Raw genomic sequence first — 23,569 nt, forward strand, 5'->3', positions numbered from 1 at the left:
GAGTGGAGCCATGAAACACGCCAAAACCAGAGCCTGCCTCCTGATTAGTTCCCTGTTAAGCAGCGCTGTCTTATACAATACAGCTAGCTACGCCACCCCTGAAACTGCTGTCACGCCCAGACCCCAAATGGGTGAGACACCCCCCCCAGAAGCACCGGCACCCGCTATAGCCGGTGTGGCACCCAGAACGACGGAAATTTCCCCGCAGCCGGCACCCAGTACCGCGCCGGCTGAGGCGAGCCCGTTTCCTAGCTGGCTGCCGGCAGCAGCTGAATTGCAACCTGCTTCCGCCCCCGCACCGGCAGTTCTTGCCGCCGAAATAGCACCGGCTCCAACCGGCTCGGACCCCCCAGCAGCAACGGATTCGCCGGCATTTCAGACATCCCCACCGGCACAGGCGCAGCCCGCTGACACCGGCACGGCTGAATTGCCGGCTGCACAGATTAACCAACAGCCCGCCGAATTGGGAAAACTTTCTTTGGAGCCGGCACCGGCTCCCACAGCAGCACAGTCAGCGCTGCTGCTACAAATACAAAAAAGCGCGCACTCCGCTAACTCTATTTTACCGCAACCGGCACCAGAAATAGCACAAGGAATTGTATTTCCTGACGTGAGGGGGCACTGGGCGCAAAGCTTCATCGAAGCTCTAGCAGCGCGGGATATTATTCGCGGATTTCCCGACGGCACCTTCCGCCCTGACGAACCAGTAACGCGGGCGCAGTTTGCGGCAATGGTTCGCAAAGCTTTTCCGAGAAATCCCATTCGCAGCGCCGTTGAATTCGTCGATGTGCCCAGCTTTTACTGGGGGCACACCGCCATTCAGGAAGCCTACAGTATCGGGTTCTTAGAAGGCTATCCGAACCGGGTTTTCCAGCCGGATCAAAATATCCCTCGCGGTCAAGTTCTAGTTTCTCTGGGAAACGGGCTGAATTTGACAGCAAAAGCTGACCCGAGAGCGATTTTAACCGCTTCTTTTCAGGATGCCGGTCAAATTGCCAGTTACGCCATCAACAGCATCGCCGCCGCCACCGAAAATCGCCTGGTTGTGAATTATCCGAGTGTCGCGTTTCTCAATCCGAACCAGATAGCCAGCCGGGCGGAAGTGGCAGCATTTATCTACCAAGCCTTAGTCAGCGCGGGAACAGCGCCGGCACTTCCAGCCTCAGACATTGCCACCCAGTATATTGTCGGCTACCAGCCGCCGGTGGCGCAACAGCCACAACCCCCGATACCGCCCAGACCGCAACCCACAGAAACGGCTGAAGTCTTGCGCCAGCGGTTTCGCCTCCGAGAGCCGGCAACCCTGCAAGCGCCAACCGTTAGCGCTGTCTCCACACCGGGTTCCAGTTCCGGTTCCCCCACAGCTTTCGGCGCGAGTTGGGGTCGGGGTTTTCTGGGAGCTGGCTTTCAAGAAAGAACGCGCTATACTAACGACGCAGATGGCAGCATTTCCCTGGGGATTGGGTTGGGAGACGCCAAAAAAACAGTGGGGGTGGAAGTCACTGCTGGGGTTTACAGTCTGTTTGGCGACGATTCTTTCCAGCGCGGAGGCATCAGCTTCAAGGCGCACCGCTTGCTCCCGCAAAACTTTGCGGTTGCTGTGGGGGTGGAAAACGCGATTATCTGGGGCAGTACGGATGCCGGCAGCAGCGTTTACGGTGTGGTAAGCAAAATTTTCCAGCTGCGAGAGAACCCAAGAGAACCCTTCAGCCAGCTTACCGCATCTGTGGGCTTGGGAGGCGGTCGTTTCCGCTCGGAAAATGACATTAACAATGGTGAAGACTCTGTTAATGTATTTGGGAGTGTCGGTTTGCGCGTCGCTGAGCCGGTGTCTCTGATTGCCGACTGGACGGGTCAAGATTTGACCATAGGCGCTTCTATTGTACCCTTCCGGAATGTTCCGCTGGTTATCACGCCAGCTGTTGCCGACATTACCGACAATGCCGGTGATGGTGCCCGTTTTATTCTCGGTGTCGGGTATAACTTTACCTTTGGGCGATAACTTCTCCCACCTGCGCTAGTAGGGTGCGTCTCCGGGAACGCACTTTATGTTTAGGAAGGAGGCAGCTCCTCCTACTTTCGTTCCCAGGCGGAGCCTGGGAACGAGAGCAAACGAGAGCAATTTGTCAGTTTAATGAAGGAGAAAAAAGTGGTCAAATATTTTTCCGCTCATTTGAATGCCGGGCTGGCTTTAGGGGCTTTCCTGATGGTTTTGCAGACGGCATCCCCCGCACCGGCTCAAAATGGCAACCAGTCAGATGGTACCAACCCAATTCCCACAACGAGCGATATTGCCGGTGGGGCTTTCACCACAACAACAGGAGCGGGGGAAACCCAAACTGTATTTACAGGTGGCGCTACCGCCCAAACAAGTGTTAACCAAGCCGCTGCCACTGTCAGCACCCAGCTGAGTGCCGGCAGCATAAGTGCGGTTTCAGGCGGCTCTATTTCCGCATCCGCACAGACTGCTGTCTACAATATCCTGACGGCAAATGCTGATGTGGGCGCTAGCCTTAGCACCGTGGCAAATGCTCTCACTTCTGCGCCCGGAGCACCGCCGGCTAGTGCTGTGCAAGCTTTGTTGGACGGTTTGCGAGGTTTGTTGAGGGGCGGCAAGGTAACGCCGGCTAAGTTATTATCGGCAATTCGAGCTTATAATGCTACAATTGACGCTAGCAATGCAGCGTTTTTGTCTAGCCCTCCCGCTGAATTGCTCGCGATTCAGGCGGCGCTGTCTAAATTGATTGCGGCGGCTGGGTGATATAGCAGTAGGGTGCGTTCCTTATCCCACCGGCATCGATAGAGGTGCGTTCCCGTTCGAGGGAACGCAGCCTACCCCTGGGGATTTGTGTGTAAACCGCAGCTCCCGGGACTGGGGGCGGGCACAATGGACCACCCACCGGCAACTGCCCCCACGGTGTCCCGCTCCCTCTCTCCCCGCTCCCAATCCCAGTAAAATTCATCTGTTTTGTCGCTAATTACACTGCCTGTGGGAAGGTGCGTGTTGGCCAGGTTCAGCAGGTTGACCCTCAATATTACAAAATATTAAATTTTTCAAAAAAAAAATTTTTCCCCGGCGTATCGAGTTTAACTCGATACGCCGGGGAAATTTACAGGCTGTCAGCCAGAAATTGACCCTCTTCTTATTTACTGGGACAGTATTCTGCCATGAAATTGCAATCCCTAACAACCATTTTAACAGCAGCCGCGCTGGCCATCGGTGCGGCAGCCTCCTTGCAGCGACCCAGCCAAGCTCAAAATACCACTTTCCAATGCGGTGTTTGGGTGAATGGCCCTAATGCGGGCGTGCCAGTGACCTACGCCAGCACGCCACGGGGAGTGGTTCCAATCATCAACTGGGTTTCCGATCATTTCAACGATTCGGGCTACACGCCGATGCGACGCTGCCTGGAAGTAACCAGCCGGTTCCAGAGCGCCTATAACAACGGCACCTTGAATTATATCACCACAGGGGTAAAAAATGGCCAGCCGGTGGTGTGCGTTACCAGCGCCAGCAACGGGCCCTGCAGCAGTATTTTATTCACCCTCAAGCCGGGAACGGATGCCAGTCGAACCTTGCAAGCGATCTTTGACATCCAGAATATGGGTGCGGCGGCGGCTCCCCTGTATGAATCCGATTCAACCTATATTGACATGAAGGCTGTCCTCAGCTCAGGTCGAACGGTGGAAGGAAATCAGATAAATGCGGCAGGAGACAGCAGCGCCCCTAGCGCCCCCGTGGCTCAGCCAGCTGCACCGGCAGCTGCGCCGAGCGTGACATCGCCTGCAGCACAGCCGAGCAATCCCGGGAGCGGCAGAACGTGGTAGGCACGCTCGCGTCCTCCCCGACACTCTCGTTGAGGGCGGGCCAAAGGCCCGCCCCCTTGGCGGGGGAGCGAAGAGTTTGATAAATTCCCCTGACAACCAAAGAGAATTAAAGTGACAGCAATGAAGAAGTGTGGCTTGCTGATCGGAGTTGCTTGTCTGGGCAGCGTGTTTGTCGCTCTGCCAGGACAAGCGGTAAATGAATGCGTGTCAGTGCCGGTTTTATCTGAATCCCAGGCGGCAGAAAGGACCCCCCAGAAAACGACAGCCAGCGCACAGCAGCTGGCGAAGCTGGCGCAATCGATTACGGTGAAAGTGCTGTCAGGACATAGCAATGGTTCGGGGATTCTGATTCAGCGCCAAGCACAGGTGTATACCGTTTTGACGAACGAACATGTACTGACTTTAGGGGCACCCTATCGCATTCAGACGCCAGACGGTCGGAGTTATGAAGCCGAGGTGCTGAAAACTGTTTCCTTTAAGGGAAACGATTTGGCGCTGTTGCAGTTCAGCAGTGCTGAGAACTACACCCTGGCATCTCTGGGAAGTTTATCAAGTGTGGCGGTGGGCGAGCCAGTGGTTGCTGCAGGGTTCCCCTTTGGTGCCAGCGCCTCTGGAGGGAGCGGTTTTGTGGTGACAGCCGGCCAGATTTCCCTGTTACCTGAGAAAGCCATACCGAGAGGATATCAGATCGGGTATACCAACGACATCCAAAAGGGCATGAGTGGGGGGCCGGTGCTCAACAGTAAAGGTCAGGTTGTGGGCGTAAATGGCATGCACGCTTATCCCCTATGGGGCGATCCGTATGTATTTGCCGATGGTTCCAAGCCTTGCCAAGCGACGCGGGAGGTAATGAGCCGGTCGAGTTGGGCAATTCCTGTGGGAACATTTATGCGATTAGCTGCTAATTTAGGGCTTCCTCCTCTCAATTACCCTGTAAGTTTGCCGCCAGTTGCAGCGCCAGACAGTTTTTCTGAACCGGCAGCCAGAGTGTCAAATGGCAACTTAACCAGCGAGGGTTTTTTAATTAAGCCAAATCCTAGGCTAGAAGTGCCGGCTGCAGGCATCCCAAACCGCAACGGGATCTCAGCCCCTGCGGCTCCCAATCGGGCAAATCCTGTGCCAGAAATAGCAGCGCCGGCGGTTTTAAGCACTGATGGCTTCTGGATTCAGCCGGTCACTGATGCCAGTTTGGTCAATAAGGTGCCAGAAACGCAATCGCCGGCGCTTTCCTCCGGCAGCCCCACACAGCCAAACATCGCTCCCAACCCGTCCAATAAAAATGCCAACCCCATGTGGTGAAAGTTATCAATCTGAGGTTCAATTATGAGATTTCCCTATGGACTTCCAGCAGCGCTGATTGGGGCGGCAGCAACTGCCGCCATCATTAGCCCTCAAATGGCCTTTGCCTTAACAGCAAAAGAGCTGGAAAATCTGTCCCAGCAAATTACGGTTTTAATCGAGCGCAAAGATGCGCGGTCTAGCTCTGGTTCGGGAGTGATTATTGCCAGAGAGGGCAACACTTACTACGTCCTGACTGCTTATCATGTGGTGGAAAAAACCGAGACTGAATATGGGATAAAGCCCAGTGATGGCAGCGAATATAAACTGGACTACAGTACGGTTAAAAAACTGCCAGGGGTTGACTTAGCACTCTTGCAGTTCACCAGTGAGCGAGATTACCGAGTGGCAACTTTAGGTGATTATGACCTGCTCTCGCAATTTGGGAAATCAGACGTCGTTTTTGTGTCTGGGTGGCCAGCTGGAGAGCGGCGGGTGTTTAATCCGGGGCTGCGCATAGATGAAACCCTCGCGCCGGCGCTGGCCAAAAAATCTCTGGATCAGGGGTATGAACTGCTGTACACCTCCATTACTTATCCGGGAATGAGTGGCGGGCCCATTTTAGATGTAAATGGGCGATTGATTGGGATTCACGGACAGTCAGAAGGAGAAAAAATCTCGGAAACTGAGGCGGGGACAAATAATTTCCGCGTCAGGTTGGGGTATAGTATGGGTATCCCGATCAAAACCTTCCTGACTCTGGCCCCGCAGCAAGGGATAGCGCTGCAACTCACCAAAGAAAATACCCCTCCTGTCAAATTAACAGAGTCAGAAATAATTGCTTCCGTGGAATCTTTGATCCCCCAGCCGCCGGCAGATAAAACAGCTGACGACGCCAGGGCGTGGGTGAATTATGGCAATGAACTTTGGCGGCTATCTAGCCTTTATAATGACGCCGGCAACCCGCGAGCGGTAAAATTGATGGAAACCGCCGTCGCTGCTTATGATAAAGCCGTTGAACAAGCGCCGAAGTTCTATCAAGCGTGGTACGCGCGAGGGAACGTGCAGGCTGACTTGGGCAAGTTAGACGCCGCGATTGAATCTTACGAGCGAACCCTTGAGCTGTTTAACTACGAGGGGGCGCTTCAAGAGTACAAAAATGCTCCAGAAACCGATGACTATCAGACCAAGAAGGCGCTGGCAGCCAAGCTGGACTTTTATGCGACTGTCTGACGTTACAAAGGCTTGATGCTGTCCAAATTGGAGCGATACCCCGAAGCCATAGCAGCCTTTGAAAAAGTGATTCAGGTCAAAGAAGAGGTTAAAGAACAGGACTTTGTGGCCTGGGATTTGCGCGGGCTAGCGCTCCTGAAAAATGGCGCTACTGAACAGGCTTTCAAATCTTTTGAAAAGTCGCTGTCAATCAATGGTAATTATCCGTATGCCTGGATTCACCAAGGCGAGGCGCTCGCGAAAATGGGACGCCTGGACGAAGCGGCGGCTGCTTATGACAGGGCGATTCAGATTCAGCCCAACTTGTACACTGCTTTCCTGCAACGAGGCGAGGTGCTTGGGAAAATCTTACAAGACAGTCAGCAAGCACCGGAAGCCTTAGACAGAGCGCTTGAAATTAAGCCAGACGATGCTAGCGCTTGGCACCGGCGAGCCTTTGCATTCTTTGGCATGATGCGACGCCAAGACGCGCTCTCTAGCTTCGACCAAGCGATTGAAAACAACAGTAAAGACGCAGCTGCTTGGGCGGCGCGCGGATTGACGCTGGTTGCAGAAAACCGCTATCAAGAAGCCCGAGCCGCCTTTGAAAAGGCACTGGAAATTAATCCGGACGCTCAGGAAACTCAGGAAGTTATAGAAATCCTCAAACAGATAGAACAGCTAGATGACTCTCAGTCAGGGTTGGGAGGCAAGAAGTAGTGAAACCAGAGCTAAGCCGGATTTTCATTGTTAGCTCCATCTTGGGCATTGGGGTTCTGCACAGCACAGCCGGTGGTGCCAACCCCATCACTCCTCTAGCTCCAACTTCTTCTGCAGGGGAAGTCCTGGAAGAGGATACCAATTTGGCCAATATACCCCACACTTTTGAGAATGAAGGCGTTGCGCTGCAACTCGCAGACACCGGCTCGCCGGTAGCGCAACAGGTGACTCCTGTAGAGCCTCCCCTTCCCGAACCCATTTCGCCCCAGGAAAGAAGGAATCTCGAACAGCAGTGGCTACTTCCCTTGCCACCCAGCATAGAAATTCCAGTTCCCCAAAAAAGGCGAAGGGTAACTCCTGGTGTGGCACCGGGATCGAGTCTGATCACACCTACGGGTTTCGGTAGCCGGCGGGGTCAAACTTTCGCAGGAGCTAGTTTTCAAGGCCGAACCCGCTCTAGTGACTCGTCGGATGGGGGCATTTCGGCAGGGTTTGGTTTGGGAGATCCTCAAAATAGCGTGGGTTTGCAAACAACAGTTACAGTTCTCGACCTGTTCAACAATAGAAGCGACGATGACGGTTTTGCGAAGCGCGGTGCCATCAGTTTTAAAGTCCACCGGCAGCTGCCAGAAGATTTTGCCGTCGCAGCCGGCATCGAAAATGCTATTGTCTGGGGTTATACCGATGCAGGAACCAGCGCTTACGGTGTTGTCAGCAAAATTTTCCGGCTGAAACAAAATACTGCAGAACCCTTCAGCCGAATCACAGTCTCCTTGGGATTGGGAAATGGTCGGTTTCGCTCTGAAGAAGACTTCCAAAATGACGTCAGCGCTATCAATGTGTTTGGCAGTGTGGCTGTGCGCGTAGCCAGACCAGTTTCTGCAATCGCTGAATGGACGGGGCAAGATTTGGCCTTAGGCGTTTCTGTCGTTCCCTTCCGGAACGTTCCGCTTGTCGTCACGCCCAGTTTTGAGGACATTACCGGCAATGCTGGAGATGGTGCCCGGTTCAGGCTGAGTGTCGGTTATAGCTATTCTTTCGGTTTTTAGTCTTAGCAACCGGGTTTCTCTCGGACAGTAAACCCGGTTTCGCATTCAGGCTAAGTGCGGATTCCAGGTTTTGTTCTATTTACAAGCAGGTTGACTCCACTACAGTTATGAAGGTTCAAAGTATTGCATTGAGTTTAAGTTTGGGGTTTGCCGGTGCCTCTGTGATCCTGCTGACAGCACCGCCATTCCCAGGTTGGGGAGAGTCGAATTGTTCAGATTGTGGTACTAATGGTTCAGATATCATGCCTGAACCAACTCCCAGTCCCAGTCCCAGTCCCAGTCCCAGTCCCAGTCCCAGTCCAGCTCCCCGCCCAACTCCTCGCCCAACTCCCAGTCCAACTCCCAGCCCAACTCCCAGCCCAACTCCCCGCCCAACTCCCCGCCCAACTCCCAGTCCAACTCCCAGTTCAGAACCGATACCCCCAGTACTATTCCCACCGGGGGAACCCACCTCACCGACAATCTCAGTGGAATCGGAACCCTCAGTAATACCCCCACCGCTACTCCCACAGGAAATTCAACTGATACCCCCACCGCCACTCCCACAGGAAATTCAACTGATACCCCCACCGGCATTCCCAGAGGAAACCCAACAGGAAACCCCACAGCCATCCCCACAGCCAACACCGACACCCGCACCAACTCCTCCAGAGGCTCCCCCAGTGGAAACAGGAGGATCATCCAACTTTACGGGGGTTGGGGGCTCTCCGATTTCAGTCTCACCCAGTCCAAATTTGGGAGATAGCAACCCCACCTCAACCTCTGGCGGCAATGATATCCCACAATCTGTTCAGGCGCAATTAGCGCTTCTTTTAACCGGCGATCCGACAAACAAGTCCTTGTTTGGAGATCCCCGCCTAAACCCACTGCTGAGTGCTTTAGCAAAAGGGGGATCTGAGGAAACAATTGTTCTGCAATTAGCCAAAAGCTTACTGGGACTTTTTCGAGGAGATAAAGTCGATCCAAAGAGATTATTAGCAGCGGTTGCCGCTTATAACGCTTTCATTAAAGCCAGCCGTGCGGAATTTCTGAAGACCCCGCCTCCAGAACTGATCGCGATTCGAGAAATCCTCTCTCAATTGGTTGATGCTGCGCGGGCTGCAGACATTGCCCCCGGGAATAATTAGATAGCGACAAGCAGGGTAAGATTCATCTCTTCCCCTGCCTCAATTTCCTCTCATTACAGTACCGAATCTCCCATCATATTATAGCAGTAGCTACTTAGGTTAGGACGTAGGACAGGCGTCTCGCCTGTCCCTATCCCTACTCCTAAGTGAGATGCCCTGTCCTAAACTGACTGTTTATTGCTATAAAATCAGTAAAACCCTGATTTGCCACTCCCATAACGGGATGCTCCCGCAACCGAAATCCGAAAAGTATGGTATAATAAAGCAAAATCTAGTAATCCGGAGCATTCCCAAATGATTGCCACCCCAAATAAGTTCTACATCTCCCCAGAAGATTACCTAGAAGGTGAGCGGGTAAGTCCCATCAAACATGAGTACCGGCGCGGGCACGTCTACGCAATGGTGGGCGCAAAGAAACCCCATGTCATTATTGGTGGGAATTTAGTAAGGTTGCTGGGAAATCATCTCATGGATACGCCTTGCCTCGTCTTGCCCTCAGATATGAAAGTCCGGCTAGAGGCAGCAAATTGCTATTACTATCCAGATGTGTCTGTGACTTGTGACGAGCGGGATACAAGCTCGACTGAAGACTTTATCCTGTACCCCTCCTTAGTCATTGAGGTGCTATCTCCCTCCACAGCCGCTTTTGACAGAGGCGACAAATTTGCCGACTACCAAACCCTATCAACCCTGCGGGAATATGTGCTAGTCAGCCAAACCGAGATGAAAGTTGAGTGTTTTCGCCTCAACGAGTCGGGGATGTGGGTTTCTCAAACTTACGGAACCGGCGATGAAGTTTACTTTGCCGGTGTGGACTTTAGGTGTCCGATTGCCTCAATCTATCAAAAAGTTCCCGGAATTGTGTGATAAGCGGTTAGGCAAATAATGCTGCATGCCGTCGAAAGGAGGTAGAGCCTGTAGGGGCGGGCAATTCCGCCCCGGAACGAAGGAAATTCCCTAAAAACATCCCCAAATCCCCTAATCCCGGCTTCCCTTAAATCCCCAATATTATTTCAAGAAAAGATTAACCCTCCCTGAGGGGGGGGAGGGCAGAACCGGCACAGTATAAGGGCGGGTTTACAGATATCCTTCACTACCAGAAAACATCTCGGGTTAACCCGCCCCTACTTAGAGAACCTTGTGGGTGTACTCGTGCTGCTTCACATTATCTTCCACTCTCACAATCCGCTGAGAATTCAGCACCCGCTTGCGTTCCAAAGAGTAATTAAAATCATCGCGCTTGCTTCCCAGAGGAACGTGAGATTGAGCTTGAGGCCGGCTCTTGTAAGTGCGTGCGGCGGAGAGAGCGCGGAAGGAAAACTCATCGCAAAATTGCGCTTCCGCTGGGAAGTCAGCCGGCAGTTGCGGGGTGTCGCCGGCTAGCACCGCCCCCAGGGTGGTGCCGCAAACCATTTGATAAGACGTGGGAATGCCTTTCACAATCGCTTCCAGAGCTGCCGAAGGGATAGGCTCCACAACTTTCACTTGATGGACTTCGCCATCTTCTTTGATAAAGCAAGTGGCCAAGCCAACAGCCAGATAGTCATCCGCAGACAAATCTGGCGCATTGGGATAGGAGATCGCAGTTGCCATCGAAATCTTTCCGCTTAGTAATTAAGTCACCCGCTCATCCTACCATTTCTGCCGGTGCGTCCCGATGCCGGTTTGTGGGGGTGGGGGAATGGGGGGGGAATTTTCATTTTTCGCTGTTAATGGCATGGTTTCGGTTGGGCATTAGCCCAACTGCGAACCTTTGGGCATTAGCCCAACTGCGAACTTTTGGGCATTAGCCCAACGGCAAACGGACTCGGTTCGGCGTTAAGGATGCGTCCGCTCACAAACCGGCTCTCGCACCCAGTTGGGAGACATCAGATCTGCGCTCACACCGGCATGACTGCCGCTGCGCCAGATCGGGATCCGCGAAGTGGCCAGCCCGCAGGGCTGCCTTGCCAGCCATCCTTTCTTCCAGATGAACCCGCGATTGAGTGCAATTAAGCTATTGCGCATTTAATTTATGCTATTCACCTCTATCTCTTGTTCCCCAGCTTTTAATGTCAGCGCGCCTCTGGAGCCTCTGCCTGTTTTTTCAATAAGCATATTAAAAGCGTAACAGCTTACACGCACAGTGGACGGGGAGCCTCAAACACTGCCCCGCGCCCTTCGCGCTGAATGAAACCGGCATTGACGGCTTGGCAAAGGGTAGCCAGCGCCTCTACATCTTCTGAGCGATACCCCCTGACGGCGAGTACCTGGCGAATCAGTCCCTCAGACTCGACGCTGAGGCAACCCGTTGTAAATGCAGACTGTACCAGGGTGCGAATCATAACACCTCAAGCATCCAATGCGTGTTAGCTCCCGTCTTTACTATTCACCATTTTTCGCGCTAGCGCACCGATCTAGATCCGCCGGCACCGCGATCGTAAAGACTCAGTGAAGGTGATAAAAATCACTGACAAATTGCACCGGTACTGAGTAAGCGGAAACGGGCTGCGATGGCTTCTCTGAGAGCAGATTTATAAAGAAAACCTTAAGACCTGTGGGCGTCTTTGAGAGTTAGAGTTTCAGCTCTCAGGCTCACCCTGGCCACCAAAGACCTGGAAAGCTTATCCTGTAAAGGTTTGGCGAAAGTTCACACAAACTTTATAAATTCGCTGGCAGGGCTGCCGGCGTGACTGGGGCGAGAGGGGCCGGTGGCCAAGACAAATGGCGCTGGGCTTTTGCCGGCCCTCCTTTGAAGCCCCCTCTGGGGCGGACGTAGGACAGGCGGGACGCCTGTCCGGTCAAAAGCCCGCCTGTCCAGCATGGGCCGGCAGCGTCCCTGCGAGCGAGCGGAGCGGGCAGAGGTTCCAGCGGCGTGGAGTTGGGGACTGGTGCGGGCGTTGCAGCAAGATAAGATGATTTCACCAAAACCCCATCTCTTTCTCCCCCTCCCCGCTTTTCGGGGAGGGGGTTGGGGGGTGGGGTTCAAAGATCCGGTGCAATGTGCAACGTCCTGGTGCTGGGAATATCACGAAGACTGCTCTCGGCTTTCCAAAGGATGAGAAATTCCGCAGAACTGCCCTGAGGGCAATGCGTTCCGGCAGCAGAAAACTGAGATAAACTTCAATTTGATTGCAGTTGCAAGCTTAGCGCGTGTGGAGGAGCGAACAGGATGACGAGTATGTACGGTGTTTTGGAACCGTCCGTAGTGGATTTAGCGCGGGGGGGCAATTACCGAGCGCTTGCCTACTGGATTAACACCCACCTGCTGCCCCAAGGGATCATCGCCCGCGTAGAAGACGCTCGGGCGGGATGCCTGCAAATCTTAGTGGAGTTGCAACAGGGGCAATCGCGCGAAACCATCGTCAAATCCATCTGCCACCAGATTTGGAGGCTCAACTCAGACGTTATAGACGGCGTGAGCATCATGGCCCGTCTGGCTGGACACTCAGATATTCTCTGGAAGCAGTCAGTCCGCATTGTCACCCCTGCCAACCAGCAGCGCCCTAAGGTGCCGGTGCAGCCAAAGCGGGCCCACAGGCTCTCACTGGCTTCCGGGGACACTTTTAAAATGTTGCGCACCCTGCTGGTAGTGGGGACAGCAGTAACATCCTTTATCCTGGGCTATTGGTTTACTTCCCGCAGCACCCTGTCTGCCAAACTGGCTTCGGCACCCATCCCCTCACCGGCGGCGACTATACTGACCCATCCGATTCGCCCCAAAGAAGTTAAGGCGGCTTTGGAAACAGTGCCGGTGAAGTACCTCAATCCGGCGATTAACCCCGATGACCCGGAGGTGACTCTGATGTTTGCTGGGGATGTCACCCTCTCGGACTCGTTTGCAGATGTGGCCGGCAGCGATTACAAATGGGCCTTCTCCCAGCTGGAGGAGTACCGCAAAGCAGATGTGGCGATGGTCAACCTGGAAAATCCCCTCACCGGTGCCACCACAATGCGACCCGGGAAAGGGTTGAATTTCAAACCCGATCCGAAATCCGTCGAGGTGCTGGCCGCCGGAGGTGTGGACATCGTCAACCTGGCCAACAATCACACGATGGACTATGAGGCGGAGGGACTCAAGGAAACCCTGGAAACCCTCGACAAGGCTGGGATTCGCTACGTGGGAGCAGGTCGGGACCTCAAAGAAGCCCGACGCCCAGAAATTATCGAGGTCAAGGGGCAGCGGATTGCCTACCTGGGTTATTATGACCCCAATTTTCACCCCGCAGACATTGGGGCAGCCGGCACGAATCCCCCGATCAAAGATCAGATCGCCGAGGATATAAAGGCGATTCGCAATCAGGTAGACTGGATTATTGTCAATTATCACTGGGGTGTGGAGCTGGCAGAATATCCAGAAGACTGGCAGAGAAAATTGGCTCAGTTCACCATTGACCAAGGGGCGGACGTGGTAGTTGGCCACCACCCCCATGTGTTGCAGGGTGCGGAAATTTACAAGGGGCGACCGATTGCCTACTCGCTGGGGAACTTTATCTTCGGCGGCAATTCCCGCAGCGACTGCGACACGGCGGTGTTGAAGGTGTCTCTCAAAGGGAGAACAATGAAAGTGGAGTTCCTGCCGGTGGAGGTGAGGCAGTACCAGCCAAAGGTGGTGAAGGGCGAACGCGGGGAGAGCATTCTCAACCACATTCAGGAGATTTCCAACATCTTCGACCGGCCTATGAAATCACCGGCGATCCTCAACACTCGCCGCCAGTCAGCGGACACAGCCGCTCCCCCTGAGGCGTCACCGGCATCTCCCTCTTTCGCCGCGCCGGCTGAGAGTCCGGTGCCGTCCGACACCCAGCAGATCCAAATGCCGGTGTTCCCCCCGGATCTGATTCTGAAAAACAACTTAAAGGACGCTCAACAGCCCCAGAATGGGAAAGAGGGTGACTCGTCACCGCAATCTGGCCCTGCAGGGGAAGGTAAGAGTCACCCCTTTACCAAGGAATCGTTTATTAAAGAACCCTTGCCCACCCCCCCCCCACAGCCAGCACACCAGAGCCAGCTGCCAGCCACTCCGTCCCCATCCTTTACAGTGTCCAGTGTTAGGCACACTGGCCGCTATAAGGCGATTCAACTGCCGGTGCTAGCATAGACTGGGCTGTCAGGGCATGGGGCATGGGGAATCGGCCATCGGAAGAAGCAACAAGCAAGCATCCCCCCCTGGGCCTATTCCCACTGCCTGATGCCCGCTGCCCGGTGCTCCCGTCGCCGCCGCCACCAACCACTAACCACTAACCACTAACCACTAACCACTGTGTTTGCGATCTCAGTCAAACAGCAGCAATACAAAACCTACTTGCTCACCGACTCGGCAGCTGAGTCAGTGCTGGAGGTCGTTCCAGAGCGGGGTGGGATCATCACCGGCTGGACGGTACAGGGTCGGGACATCCTCTACATGGACCGAGAGCGGTTTGCCCACCCAGAGTTGAGCGTCCGGGGTGGAATTCCGATTCTGTTTCCTATCTGCGGCAATTTGCCAGACAGCACCTACACTCACAATGGCCAGACGCACAAACTCAAACAGCACGGCTTCGCCCGCGATCTGCCCTGGGAAGTCAGCTCACAGGTGACGCAAGAGTGCGCCGGCATCACTCTGGTTCTGGAAAGCAACGACATCACGCGCGCCGTTTACCCATTTGACTTCAAACTGGCCTTCAGCTACGAGCTCAAGGGCAACGTTTTGGAAATTGTCCAGCGCTACACCAATCGAGCAGCGGAGCCGATGCCCTTTTCCACCGGCTTGCACCCCTACTTTTTGGCTCCCGACAAGAGCCAGCTGCAGTTTGAGATCCCGGCGGTCCAGTACACCAATCAAAGAACCCAAAACACCCATCCCTTCACCGGCAGCTTTGACTTCAGTGAGGACGAAATTGATTTCGCCTTTTGCCAGCTGACCGGCTTGGCGGCCACTGTCACCGACCACAGCCGCCGGTTGCGCCTCACCCTCAGCTACAACTCCCTCTACGCCACTGTGGTCTTCTGGACGCTCCGGGACAGAGACTTCTACTGCCTGGAACCCTGGACCGCCCCCCGCAACGCCCTCAACACCGGCATGCACCTGATTCGCTTGCAACCAGGGGCCACTCTCCAGACCCTAGTGCGGATCAGCGCAAAATTTTTTTAAAAAACCCCTTGACGCTTCCCAGTACAGGTGCTACTATGTTTAATTGTGTGCGGAACACAAACGCACCAGGGTCGCTAACTCAAAGGTAGAGTACTCGGCTTTTAACCGATTAGTTCCGGGTTCGAATCCCGGGCGACCCATATTTAAAGGGCACTGGGCATGGCGGATGGCGCATGGGGCACCGGCCATAGGGCATGGGGCATGGGGCACCGGGCATTGGGTCAACGATCGCTGACCCCCTAACCCCTAACCCCTAACCCCTAACCCCTAACCCCTAACCCCTAATAAGAAATTTTATTTTTAGAGACAGTGCGCTAAGCGTCGAAAAATATCTTAAGATTATCCTAAGAATTCGGCTTGTCCAGACCCAACTGGCTGACAAACACCAAGAACTTAGGAGGATCATCTATGGCGCTTGTACCTATGCGGCTGCTGCTGGATCACGCGGCTGAGAACGGCTACGGCATTCCTGCTTACAACGTTAACAACATGGAGCAGATCCAAGCCATCATGCAGGCTGCCCATGAAACCAACAGCCCCGTTATCCTGCAAGCTTCCCGTGGCGCTCGCAAGTATGCGGGCGAAAACTTCCTGCGCCACCTGATTCTGGCTGCGGTAGAAACCTACCCCCACATCCCCATTGTCATGCACCAAGATCATGGCAATGAACCGGCCACCTGCTACTCTGCCATTCGCAACGGTTTCACCAGCGTGATGATGGACGGCTCCCTGGAAGCCGACGCCAAGTCTCCCGCCAGCTACGAGTACAACGTCAGAGTCACCAGCGAAGTGGTGAAAGTCGCCCACGCAGTCGGCGCTAGCGTTGAAGGCGAACTGGGCTGCCTGGGTTCTCTGGAAACCGGCATGGGTGAAGCAGAAGACGGTCACGGTTTTGAAGGCAAGCTGGATCACTCCCAACTGCTCACCGATCCCGACCAAGCCGTTGACTTCGTGGAGCAAACCCAAGTGGACGCTCTGGCAGTGGCCATCGGCACCAGCCACGGCGCTTACAAATTCACCCGCAAGCCGACCGGCGAAATCCTGGCCATCAGCCGCATCGAAGAAATTCACCGCCGCTTGCCCAACACCCACTTGGTGATGCACGGTTCCTCCTCTGTGCCGGAAGACCTGATCGCTCTGATTAACCAGTACGGCGGCGCTATCCCCGAAACCTACGGCGTGCCGGTCGAAGAAATCCAAAAAGGCATTCAAAGCGGCGTGCGCAAGGTGAATATCGACACCGACAACCGTCTGGCGATCACCGCTGCAGTGCGGGAAGCCCTGGCCAAAGATGCCAAGGAATTTGACCCCCGTCACTTCCTCAAGCCGTCTATCAAGTACATGCAAAAGGTGTGCGCCGATCGCTACCAGCAGTTTGGCACCGCCGGCAATGCCAGCAAGATCAAGCAAGTGTCTCTGGATGAGTATGCCGCCAAGTACGCCAAGGGCGAGCTGAAAGTCGTGACTCAGAAGGTGACTGTGGCTGTCTAATCCAATTTTGGACGCCCGCACTCTCCTTTCCCCCCCCGAAGTTTGGGGGGGAGGGCTAATCTAAAAAATCTAAAATCTCAAATCAATTACCGGGTGGCTGAGAAGCTGCCCGGTTTTTTGTCAGCCGCGCCAGAAACCGGGTTTCTGGAACAGCGTTTGCATCCTACCCGAAAGCTTGATTAAGAAACCCGGTTTCTTCAGGTTTCTCAGCCCCCCACCAGAAACCGGGTTTCTGGAACAGCGTTTGCATCCTACCCAAAAATTTTATTCAGAAACCCGGTTTCTTACGCCAGAAACCGGGTTTCTGGAACAGCGTTTGCATCCTACCCGAAAGCTTGATTGAGAAACCCGGTTTCTTCCGTTTATTACGGTTTCTCAACCTCCTAGCGTCACCTCCACATAGATATGCTCCAAACGCACCGGCATCCGAGAAATAGAATCCAGAGGCACCCCATCAAAACAGGCGATCACTTCCTTCAATTCCAGCACTTTTGGCAGCCAAAAAGCCAGATCGCTCCCATAGCGCCGGTGAGCGAATCCATACTGACGCGCCCGCGCAATAGCAGCCTCTTCATCCGGCGTTTGCACCACCACAATTTCCGCCGCTGGAATCCTTTTCCGCAACTCCTCCAAACTCCCCTCAGCCACAATCCGACCTCGTTTGAGAATCCCAATTCGCTGACAGAGGCGCTCCGCTTCATCTAATAAATGAGTGGTCAGCAGGACCGTAATTCCCTGACTTTTCAGCCGGCGGATTAAATCCCAAATCTCGTAACGCGCTTCAATATCCAACCCAGTCGTCGGTTCGTCCAAAATCACTAACTTTGGCTGGTGCACCAGCGCCACTGCGATATTCAGCCGGCGCTGCATCCCCCCGCTGAGCGTTTCCACCGGACTTTTCGCCCTATCTGCCAACCCAACAGCCTCCAGACAAGCCCGCACCTGTTCCTGCCGGCGCTTGCCATTCAAACCATATATTTTAGCATAAAAATTGAGATTTTCCTCACAAGACAAACTTTTATAGAGCAAATTCTCCTGCGGCGCGACACCAAGTAGCGATTTGGTCGCCTTAGACAGGGGCTGATCGTTGATAGTGATTTTGCCGCCATCCGCCTGAAGCAAATTGCAGAGAATATTGATAGTTGTCGTCTTTCCCGCCCCATTCGGGCCCAGCAATCCGTAAATCTCGCCCGCCTGAATCTGCAGCGACAAATTCTGAAGGACTTGTCGCTCTTCGTAAGACTTCCACAGTTTTTCAATTCGCAGCATGAAGAAGTTGTTAGTGGTTAGTTGTTGTCTCTCGTTGTCTCTCGTTTCCAGGCTGCCGCCTGGGAACGCCTGTTGGGAGGCTCTGCCTCGCTCTGCACAATGCTGTTGCTCTGCTTATATTGCGGTTTTCAGTTGGATGAAGTGCGCGCCAGAAACCCGGTTTCTTTAAGAAACCGGGTTTCTCAGAACCTCACTTAGATGAAAAAAGCTACAGCCTCCTTTCAGCGCTCAACATGCGCCGGTAGGAGAGCCACCCACCGGCAACCATAAACACAGCGAACCAGCACAAAAACGAGAAGTGGGACTCAATATCCGCCAACTCCTTGCCACCGGCAGCCACCCCCAGCAGCGCCTCATTCATGTGGTAGATGGGATTGAACCGAGCAATTTCCAGCAGCGTCTTAGGAAACAGTGACGCCGGCAGAAACGCACCCCCCAGAATCAGCAGGGGCACCCCAAACGCCGCCACCAAGGCGTTCACATCCTCAGTGCGGCGGGCAAATTGCGTACCCAAAACAAAACCCACACCCACATAAGAAATTATACTGAGTAATATGATCAGCCCTCCCAGCAGGAGAGAGCCCTGAAACTGGGCTTGCCAAAATGCCGCGATTGTGTATATCAGGAGCGCTTGACCGATGCCAATGCAGCTGTGAGCCAGAAAAATCCCTAAAAAGTACGACGTGCCACTGAGAGGGGAGATAAACAGGCGCTTGAGGGTTTGCTGCTCTCGCTCAGCCACCACGGTGGCTACGCTGCCACCCAGACAGCTGAAAAATAGCGCGGCACCCACTAAAGTGGAAGGTGCGGCGCTTTCAAAAGCCTTATCCACTGACAGCTTGGCGCGTTCTGCCAAAATAAACCCGTTCAGCAACAGGACAGAAATTGGAAAAATACACCAAAAAATCAGGCTGCGCCGCCGCCGCAACAGTTCAATCAGGATGCGCTGCGCTACTGCTATGGTTTCACGCCAGTATTTCATCGTGTGAGGAGTTAGCTGATTAGTTCATGAGTCAATTATCACGGTACGCGCTTTCGCAATCAATCTCCCGACGCACTCTATTTAAAATGTTTGGTGTCGGTGCCGCCGGCGGGTTGCTGGGATACTCCCGGTTCACCAAACCCCAGCCAGCGGTTTTTCAGCAAGACACCCTGGATTTGCCCCGCTTTGCCAACCGCCCAATCAGCGTTGCTGTTATTGGGGGCGGGCTGGCTGGGCTGGCTTGCGCTTATGAACTCAGCCAGCGGGGTTTCACTGTGACGCTGCTGGAAAAGGCACCCCAGCTGGGGGGCAAAATCGCCAGCTGGCCTATCGAAGTTGCCGGTGAGCGGTTTATGATGGAGCATGGCTTCCACGGCTTTTTCCCCCAATATTACAACCTCAAGAGCCTAGTGGCGGAACTGGGGATCGCGGAAAATTTTGTCGATCTCAAGTTCTACTCGGTTATCTTCCGGGAGAACAAGTACCAGCCAGAGGTGTTTCGCCCCAGCAGTTCAGCGTTTCCCTGGAATATCGTTGACTTGGCGGTAGCATCCCCCAACCGGCTGCGCTGGGGAATTAACCTCACCAAACCGGCACACTGGCAAGTATTTCGGGCGATTACCGGCTTTCACCCCCAGAAGAGTTTCCAGCGCCTCGACAATATCTCGGTTGCCGAATGGGTTGAGCGGGATTTCCCCCAAGGGCTGTATGATTTGTATTTTCTACCCTTTGCTAAGTCTAGCCTAAATGCGCCAGACCGGATGAGTGTGGGGGAGCTGATGCAGTTTTTCCACTTCTATTTTTTTGGCAATCCCGAGGGGCTGGCGTTTAATGGCACGCGCCAGGATATGGGCACGTCTCTGGTGCAGCCAGTGGCTCGGGCAATTCAAGGTGCCGGTGGCAAGATTGTTACCGGCGCGACGGTGAGCAACATTGACTGGCGCGACGGGCAGATTGACTCCCTGAGCTACTACACCGGCAGTGCCGGCAATTTAACTCCCTTTTGGGTGAAGCGCAACCCGGCACTGGAAGCCGAGACGCCAGATGTCCCGTCTCTACAATATTACGGTGCCGGTGATGAAGTTTTCGCGGTTGCGGATGGGGGGAAGGAAGCCATTTCCCTCACCTGCACCCACCAGGGCTGCACTGTCGGCGTGAGAGCGGATGGCCAATTTCACTGTCCCTGCCACGGTGCGGTTTTCGACGCTTCTGGCAAGCTGGTGAGAGGGCCGGCAGAGCGGGATTTACCGCGCTTCAAAGTGGTTGAGCGGCACTCAGACGAGTTGCAGCTGATCCCGGCGAGCAACCCCACCCCAGCACTCGCTGCTAGCGAGGAAGGAGAAATAGGGGAGACAATGAGGGCGGATTACTACGTTTTTGCCACCGACGTGCCCGGTGCCCAACAGCTGTTTAAGCGGATGACGGGCGAAGTAGCCGGTGTGCGCGCACAGGTGGAAAAATTAGCGATTGCAGATCCATTTGCCGTTGCTCGCTTCTGGTTTGACCGCGATTTTGAGTGGGAGCAAAGCTGGTTTACCTCGATATCAGGCTACCGGCTCACAGACAGCATCACGCTTTACCACCGGATTCAGGAGCAATTTATCGAGTGGCACAAAAAAACCGGCGGCAGCGTGGTGGAGTTGCACGCTTACTGCTATAAAGAGAAGGAATTTCCCACACAGGAAACCTTACTGGCGACGTTTGAGGAGGAGCTGTACGAGATTGTGCCGGCGCTGAAAGAAGCGAATATGCTGCACCGGGAACTGGTGAACCAAAAGAATTTCTCTGGGTATCCGCCCGGAAGCTATGCAGATCGACCGGCAACCAGCACCGGCACCCCCAATCTCATGTTTGCCGGTGACTGGGTGAAGATGCCCTTTCCCTGCGGTTTGATGGAAAGGGCAGTCAGCAGCGGGTTGCTGGCGGCGAATGAAATTCTCCACCGCGAGGGGTTGCAGCGGCGAACGCTTCTGTCGGTTAATCCAGAGGGTATCTTGCAGATTTGATATGAAACCGCAGATGTAACCGCGCAGTAGGGGCGAACGGTTGTCATCGGTGTCAACTTAAGCTCCAGGCGATTGAAATCGCGGCTATACAAACAAAACCCGCCTGCGCGGGTTTTAAGAATTTTACTCTTTTTTAGTCCGCGCAGGCGGACGAAAGTTTGTGTAGCCACGAATTCCATTCGCCGGGATATTAAGTTTTAATTTTCACTGTCGTAAAGGTTGCTAAGCTCATGTTTTCTTCTGACGCACTCACCCAGCAGCGCGATATCCGCCAGCTGGGGATTAATTTGAATCACTGGTATGCTGTCGCTCGCAGCGCTGAGGTGAAAGCCCAGCCGGTGGGCGTCGTGCTGTGGAATCAGCCGGTTGTTTTGTTTCGAGACAGCACCGGCACTGCTCACGCCTTGGAAGATCGCTGCCCTCACCGGCAGGTTAAACTCAGTCACGGTTGCGTCAAGGGGGATGAATTGGAATGCGCTTACCACGGATGGAAGTTTAAGTCAAGTGGCGAGTGCGCGGAAGTTCCCTATCTCGAAGAAAACCAGAAATTGCCCAGCTGCAATATTCGCGCCGTACCGGTGCGGGAGCGAGACGGTTTTATCTGGCTGTTTCCTGGGGATGCCGGTGCTGATTTGGTTGCGCCACTGGGCGTACCGGAGTGGGATCACCTCAATTATATCGCTACGGTGTCAGCGATTAGCTGCAAAGCCCACTATTCCTATCTGGTTGAGAACCTGATGGATATGTATCACGGGCATTTGCACCAGGATTGGCAAGCTTGGGCGGAGCCGGTGCTGCAAGATATCCACGAAGACGGCAGTCGCGTGGACGCCCACTATCAGGCGCAAAGCTATTACAGGATTGACAGGATTTGGTCAATCACGCAGCTGTTCTTTCCGGCGCTGCGCCGGCTGCACCCGGAACCCTTGGATGTCAGCTACATTTACCCGCACTGGATGTCAACCTTGGGGAAGGATTTCAAGATTTACTGCCTGATTTGTCCGGTGAGCGAGAGGGAGACTCGTGCTTATCTTATCCATTTTACCTCACTGAATGCGTTTTGGCGACTGCACAAGCTGCCGGTGGGGTTTCGCCGGTTTCTGAAAGACAGTTTGTTTGGTTCGGCGCAGAAATTGCTGGACGGTTTGGTGCGCCAGGATGTGGTGATGATTGAGGAGGAGCAGCAGGCGTATTTGGAGAATCCTGATCGGCGGAATTATGAGTTGAATCGGGCGCTGGTGAGCGTGCAGCGGTTGATCAGGAGTCAGGCAAATATGCACTCAAACTGAATATATTCAGGGACAGGTGGGGACAGGCGGGGACAGGCGGGATCAGGCGGGACGCCTGTCCTACGTCCTCAAGGCGTCTGGCGTCTCGTCTGTGCTGCCGCATCGCCCTTATCATTGGGAAAGCAGCTAGAATAAAATTATGGCAACACAACCCAGGGAAATTCAACGTTACATTGCCCAAGATGGCAGAGTTCCTTTCGATGAGTGGTTTTATTCCCTCCGGGATGCCAGCGCCCAACGCAAAATCAATGCGAGGCTGAGACGAGCTAGTCTCGGCAATTTGGGAGACTATCGCTCAGTCGGGGAAGGAGTCTGTGAATTTAGAATTGACTGTGGCCCAGGATATCGCGTCTATTTTGGACAAATAGGAACAGCAATAGTGCTTCTTCTCTGTGGCGGGGATAAAAGCACTCAAATGCAAGACATCCGCAAAGCTCAGGAATACTGGACAGACTACAGGAGTGAAGAAAATGGCTAAAAGTTTACCTTACCATCCCTTTCTGATTTCATATCTCAAAGAACCCAAAGAGTCAGCCGGTTATATTACGGCTATTTTGGAAGAAAAAGATCCAGAGCCTGAACTGCTCGAAGTAGCCCTAAAAGATGTATTAGAGGCAATGGGCCAGCCAAGTCTGTCTGAAGAGGAAGCTAAGCAGCACCTGGAAAAGTTAGATGAGGTGCTCTCTAAAAAAGGAAGTGATGCCATTTACAGTCTGGGAGAGTGGCTGAACGCTCTGGGCTTAAAGCTAACTGTTACTGTTTGTGAGGAGGAACAGGAAAGTCCTGCAGAAGCTGCGGAACCCTCTGAGGTAACAGTTGGCTGAGACAGCCGGCTGTTCCCCGCTGCATCCCCACCGGCACTCCTCCGCTGCCGGTGTGACATCCAGTCCTCTGAATAATTTGCAATCGCTGGTTAAGCTTCGCCGTCGCATCTCCCCCAACCAAATCTGCCGGCTAAATCGGTTAAAATGTCTTTTTTGTAGAGAAGTAGAAGAATTAATGTCACCAAGCAATAGTTTTCCGTTATCATTGAACGGGATGAAGATGGGGATTATGTTGGGGAAGTTCCTCAGCTCAAAGGCTGTTACAGCCAAGGAGAAACGATTGATGAGTTGATCGCCAATATCAAATAAGTTATTGAACTCTGTTTGAAATAAGAGGGGGATGAGAGAGCGTAGGGTGCGTTCCCCAAAGCGGAACGCACCC

Annotated in this window: 23 protein-coding genes and 1 tRNA gene; 18 read left to right on the top strand and 6 right to left on the bottom strand. The window is 53.9% G+C overall.

The features are described from left to right. Window positions 1-10: 10 nt before the first annotated feature. From OSC10802_RS44685 to OSC10802_RS41320, 7 genes are all read left to right on the top strand, one after another. Window positions 11-2,002 (top strand): S-layer homology domain-containing protein, encoded by a 1,992-nt coding sequence (locus tag OSC10802_RS44685; RefSeq protein WP_017719028.1) that lies wholly within the window; start codon window positions 11-13, stop codon window positions 2,000-2,002. A 132-nt stretch (window positions 2,003-2,134) separates the two neighbouring features. Further along, the gene (locus OSC10802_RS0122510; RefSeq protein ID WP_017719029.1) at window positions 2,135-2,761 is read left to right on the top strand and encodes a hypothetical protein; all 627 of its coding nucleotides are present in this window, start codon (window positions 2,135-2,137) and stop codon (window positions 2,759-2,761) included. 407 nt (window positions 2,762-3,168) lie between these two features. Beyond that, entirely contained in the window at window positions 3,169-3,828 is a 660-nt protein-coding gene (locus OSC10802_RS41305) for a COP23 domain-containing protein (protein WP_017719031.1), read from the top strand. Between the two features lie 120 nt (window positions 3,829-3,948). Further along, window positions 3,949-5,127: a S1 family peptidase gene (locus OSC10802_RS45445; RefSeq protein ID WP_017719032.1), complete on the top strand. Its 1,179-nt coding sequence runs from the start codon at window positions 3,949-3,951 to the stop codon at window positions 5,125-5,127. Between the two features lie 24 nt (window positions 5,128-5,151). Beyond that, window positions 5,152-6,339 (top strand): S1 family peptidase, encoded by a 1,188-nt coding sequence (locus OSC10802_RS41315; RefSeq protein ID WP_017719033.1) that lies wholly within the window; start codon window positions 5,152-5,154, stop codon window positions 6,337-6,339. 15 nt (window positions 6,340-6,354) lie between these two features. Beyond that, window positions 6,355-7,038 (top strand): tetratricopeptide repeat protein, encoded by a 684-nt coding sequence (locus OSC10802_RS0122535; RefSeq protein ID WP_017719034.1) that lies wholly within the window; start codon window positions 6,355-6,357, stop codon window positions 7,036-7,038. Next, complete coding sequence (locus OSC10802_RS41320; protein WP_017719035.1) at window positions 7,038-8,087, top strand: hypothetical protein; 1,050 nt, start codon at window positions 7,038-7,040, stop codon at window positions 8,085-8,087. Before OSC10802_RS0122535 ends, OSC10802_RS41320 begins: the two co-directional genes overlap by 1 nt. A gap of 240 nt (window positions 8,088-8,327) precedes the next feature. Here the strand turns inward: OSC10802_RS41320 and OSC10802_RS50670 are convergent, their stop codons facing one another. After that, window positions 8,328-8,768 (bottom strand): hypothetical protein, encoded by a 441-nt coding sequence (locus tag OSC10802_RS50670; RefSeq protein ID WP_052334325.1) that lies wholly within the window; start codon window positions 8,766-8,768, stop codon window positions 8,328-8,330. 53 nt (window positions 8,769-8,821) lie between these two features. On the opposite strand from OSC10802_RS50670, the gene OSC10802_RS41330 reads away from it, so the two are divergent. Next, window positions 8,822-9,214 carry a hypothetical protein gene (locus tag OSC10802_RS41330; protein ID WP_017719036.1) on the top strand — a complete coding sequence of 131 codons (393 nt, stop codon included), beginning with the start codon at window positions 8,822-8,824 and terminating at the stop codon, window positions 9,212-9,214. Between the two features lie 294 nt (window positions 9,215-9,508). Beyond that, window positions 9,509-10,081 (top strand): Uma2 family endonuclease, encoded by a 573-nt coding sequence (locus OSC10802_RS0122555; RefSeq protein ID WP_017719037.1) that lies wholly within the window; start codon window positions 9,509-9,511, stop codon window positions 10,079-10,081. Between the two features lie 261 nt (window positions 10,082-10,342). Here the strand turns inward: OSC10802_RS0122555 and OSC10802_RS0122560 are convergent, their stop codons facing one another. The 3 genes from OSC10802_RS0122560 to OSC10802_RS50675 form a co-directional block, all read right to left on the bottom strand. Then, window positions 10,343-10,807, bottom strand: a complete 465-nt coding sequence (locus tag OSC10802_RS0122560; protein WP_017719038.1) for a hypothetical protein — start codon at window positions 10,805-10,807, stop codon at window positions 10,343-10,345. Window positions 10,808-11,328: 521 nt separating this feature from the next. After that, entirely contained in the window at window positions 11,329-11,538 is a 210-nt protein-coding gene (locus OSC10802_RS0122570; RefSeq protein ID WP_017719040.1) for a hypothetical protein, read from the bottom strand. Between the two features lie 316 nt (window positions 11,539-11,854). Continuing rightward, window positions 11,855-12,118 (bottom strand): hypothetical protein, encoded by a 264-nt coding sequence (locus tag OSC10802_RS50675; RefSeq protein WP_155968219.1) that lies wholly within the window; start codon window positions 12,116-12,118, stop codon window positions 11,855-11,857. Window positions 12,119-12,365: 247 nt separating this feature from the next. Between OSC10802_RS50675 and OSC10802_RS0122580 the strand changes: the two genes are divergently transcribed. The 4 genes from OSC10802_RS0122580 to fba all read left to right on the top strand — a co-directional run bounded on the left by OSC10802_RS0122580 (window position 12,366) and on the right by fba (window position 16,817). Then, on the top strand, window positions 12,366-14,294 hold the full coding sequence (locus OSC10802_RS0122580) for a CapA family protein (protein ID WP_026098712.1): 1,929 nt from the start codon (window positions 12,366-12,368) through the stop codon (window positions 14,292-14,294). Between the two features lie 162 nt (window positions 14,295-14,456). Then, window positions 14,457-15,326 (top strand): aldose epimerase family protein, encoded by an 870-nt coding sequence (locus OSC10802_RS0122585; RefSeq protein ID WP_017719043.1) that lies wholly within the window; start codon window positions 14,457-14,459, stop codon window positions 15,324-15,326. Window positions 15,327-15,394: 68 nt separating this feature from the next. Continuing rightward, window positions 15,395-15,466: transfer RNA gene (locus OSC10802_RS0122590), tRNA-Lys, on the top strand. Between the two features lie 268 nt (window positions 15,467-15,734). Continuing rightward, on the top strand, window positions 15,735-16,817 hold the full coding sequence (fba, locus tag OSC10802_RS0122595; RefSeq protein ID WP_026098713.1) for a class II fructose-bisphosphate aldolase: 1,083 nt from the start codon (window positions 15,735-15,737) through the stop codon (window positions 16,815-16,817). Between the two features lie 375 nt (window positions 16,818-17,192). Here the strand turns inward: fba and OSC10802_RS0122605 are convergent, their stop codons facing one another. Together OSC10802_RS0122605 and OSC10802_RS0122610 are read right to left on the bottom strand one after the other, a co-directional pair. Further along, on the bottom strand, window positions 17,193-18,086 hold the full coding sequence (locus tag OSC10802_RS0122605) for an ABC transporter ATP-binding protein (protein ID WP_017719045.1): 894 nt from the start codon (window positions 18,084-18,086) through the stop codon (window positions 17,193-17,195). A 208-nt stretch (window positions 18,087-18,294) separates the two neighbouring features. Continuing rightward, window positions 18,295-19,068, bottom strand: a complete 774-nt coding sequence (locus OSC10802_RS0122610) for an ABC transporter permease (RefSeq protein WP_017719046.1) — start codon at window positions 19,066-19,068, stop codon at window positions 18,295-18,297. Window positions 19,069-19,094: 26 nt separating this feature from the next. Here OSC10802_RS0122610 and OSC10802_RS0122615 point away from each other — a divergent pair, with 26 nt between their 5' ends. The 5 genes from OSC10802_RS0122615 to OSC10802_RS46505 all read left to right on the top strand — a co-directional run bounded on the left by OSC10802_RS0122615 (window position 19,095) and on the right by OSC10802_RS46505 (window position 23,496). After that, window positions 19,095-21,074 (top strand): FAD-dependent oxidoreductase, encoded by a 1,980-nt coding sequence (locus OSC10802_RS0122615; protein WP_026098714.1) that lies wholly within the window; start codon window positions 19,095-19,097, stop codon window positions 21,072-21,074. Window positions 21,075-21,304: 230 nt separating this feature from the next. Then, on the top strand, window positions 21,305-22,363 hold the full coding sequence (locus tag OSC10802_RS0122620) for an aromatic ring-hydroxylating dioxygenase subunit alpha (protein WP_017719048.1): 1,059 nt from the start codon (window positions 21,305-21,307) through the stop codon (window positions 22,361-22,363). Between the two features lie 139 nt (window positions 22,364-22,502). Beyond that, window positions 22,503-22,841, top strand: a complete 339-nt coding sequence (locus tag OSC10802_RS0122625; RefSeq protein ID WP_017719049.1) for a type II toxin-antitoxin system RelE/ParE family toxin — start codon at window positions 22,503-22,505, stop codon at window positions 22,839-22,841. Next, the gene (locus tag OSC10802_RS0122630; protein WP_017719050.1) at window positions 22,834-23,187 is read left to right on the top strand and encodes a helix-turn-helix domain-containing transcriptional regulator; all 354 of its coding nucleotides are present in this window, start codon (window positions 22,834-22,836) and stop codon (window positions 23,185-23,187) included. The genes OSC10802_RS0122625 and OSC10802_RS0122630 overlap by 8 nt, the downstream gene beginning before the upstream one ends. 204 nt (window positions 23,188-23,391) lie before the next feature. Further along, a complete protein-coding gene (locus OSC10802_RS46505) occupies window positions 23,392-23,496 on the top strand; it encodes a type II toxin-antitoxin system HicB family antitoxin (RefSeq protein WP_198525293.1) in 105 nt (34 codons plus the stop codon). Window positions 23,497-23,569: the final 73 nt, after the last annotated feature.

Origin of the sequence: Kamptonema formosum PCC 10802, from assembly GCF_000332335.1 — a bacterium.
GTDB lineage: Bacteria > Cyanobacteriota > Cyanobacteriia > Cyanobacteriales > Oscillatoriaceae > Oscillatoria.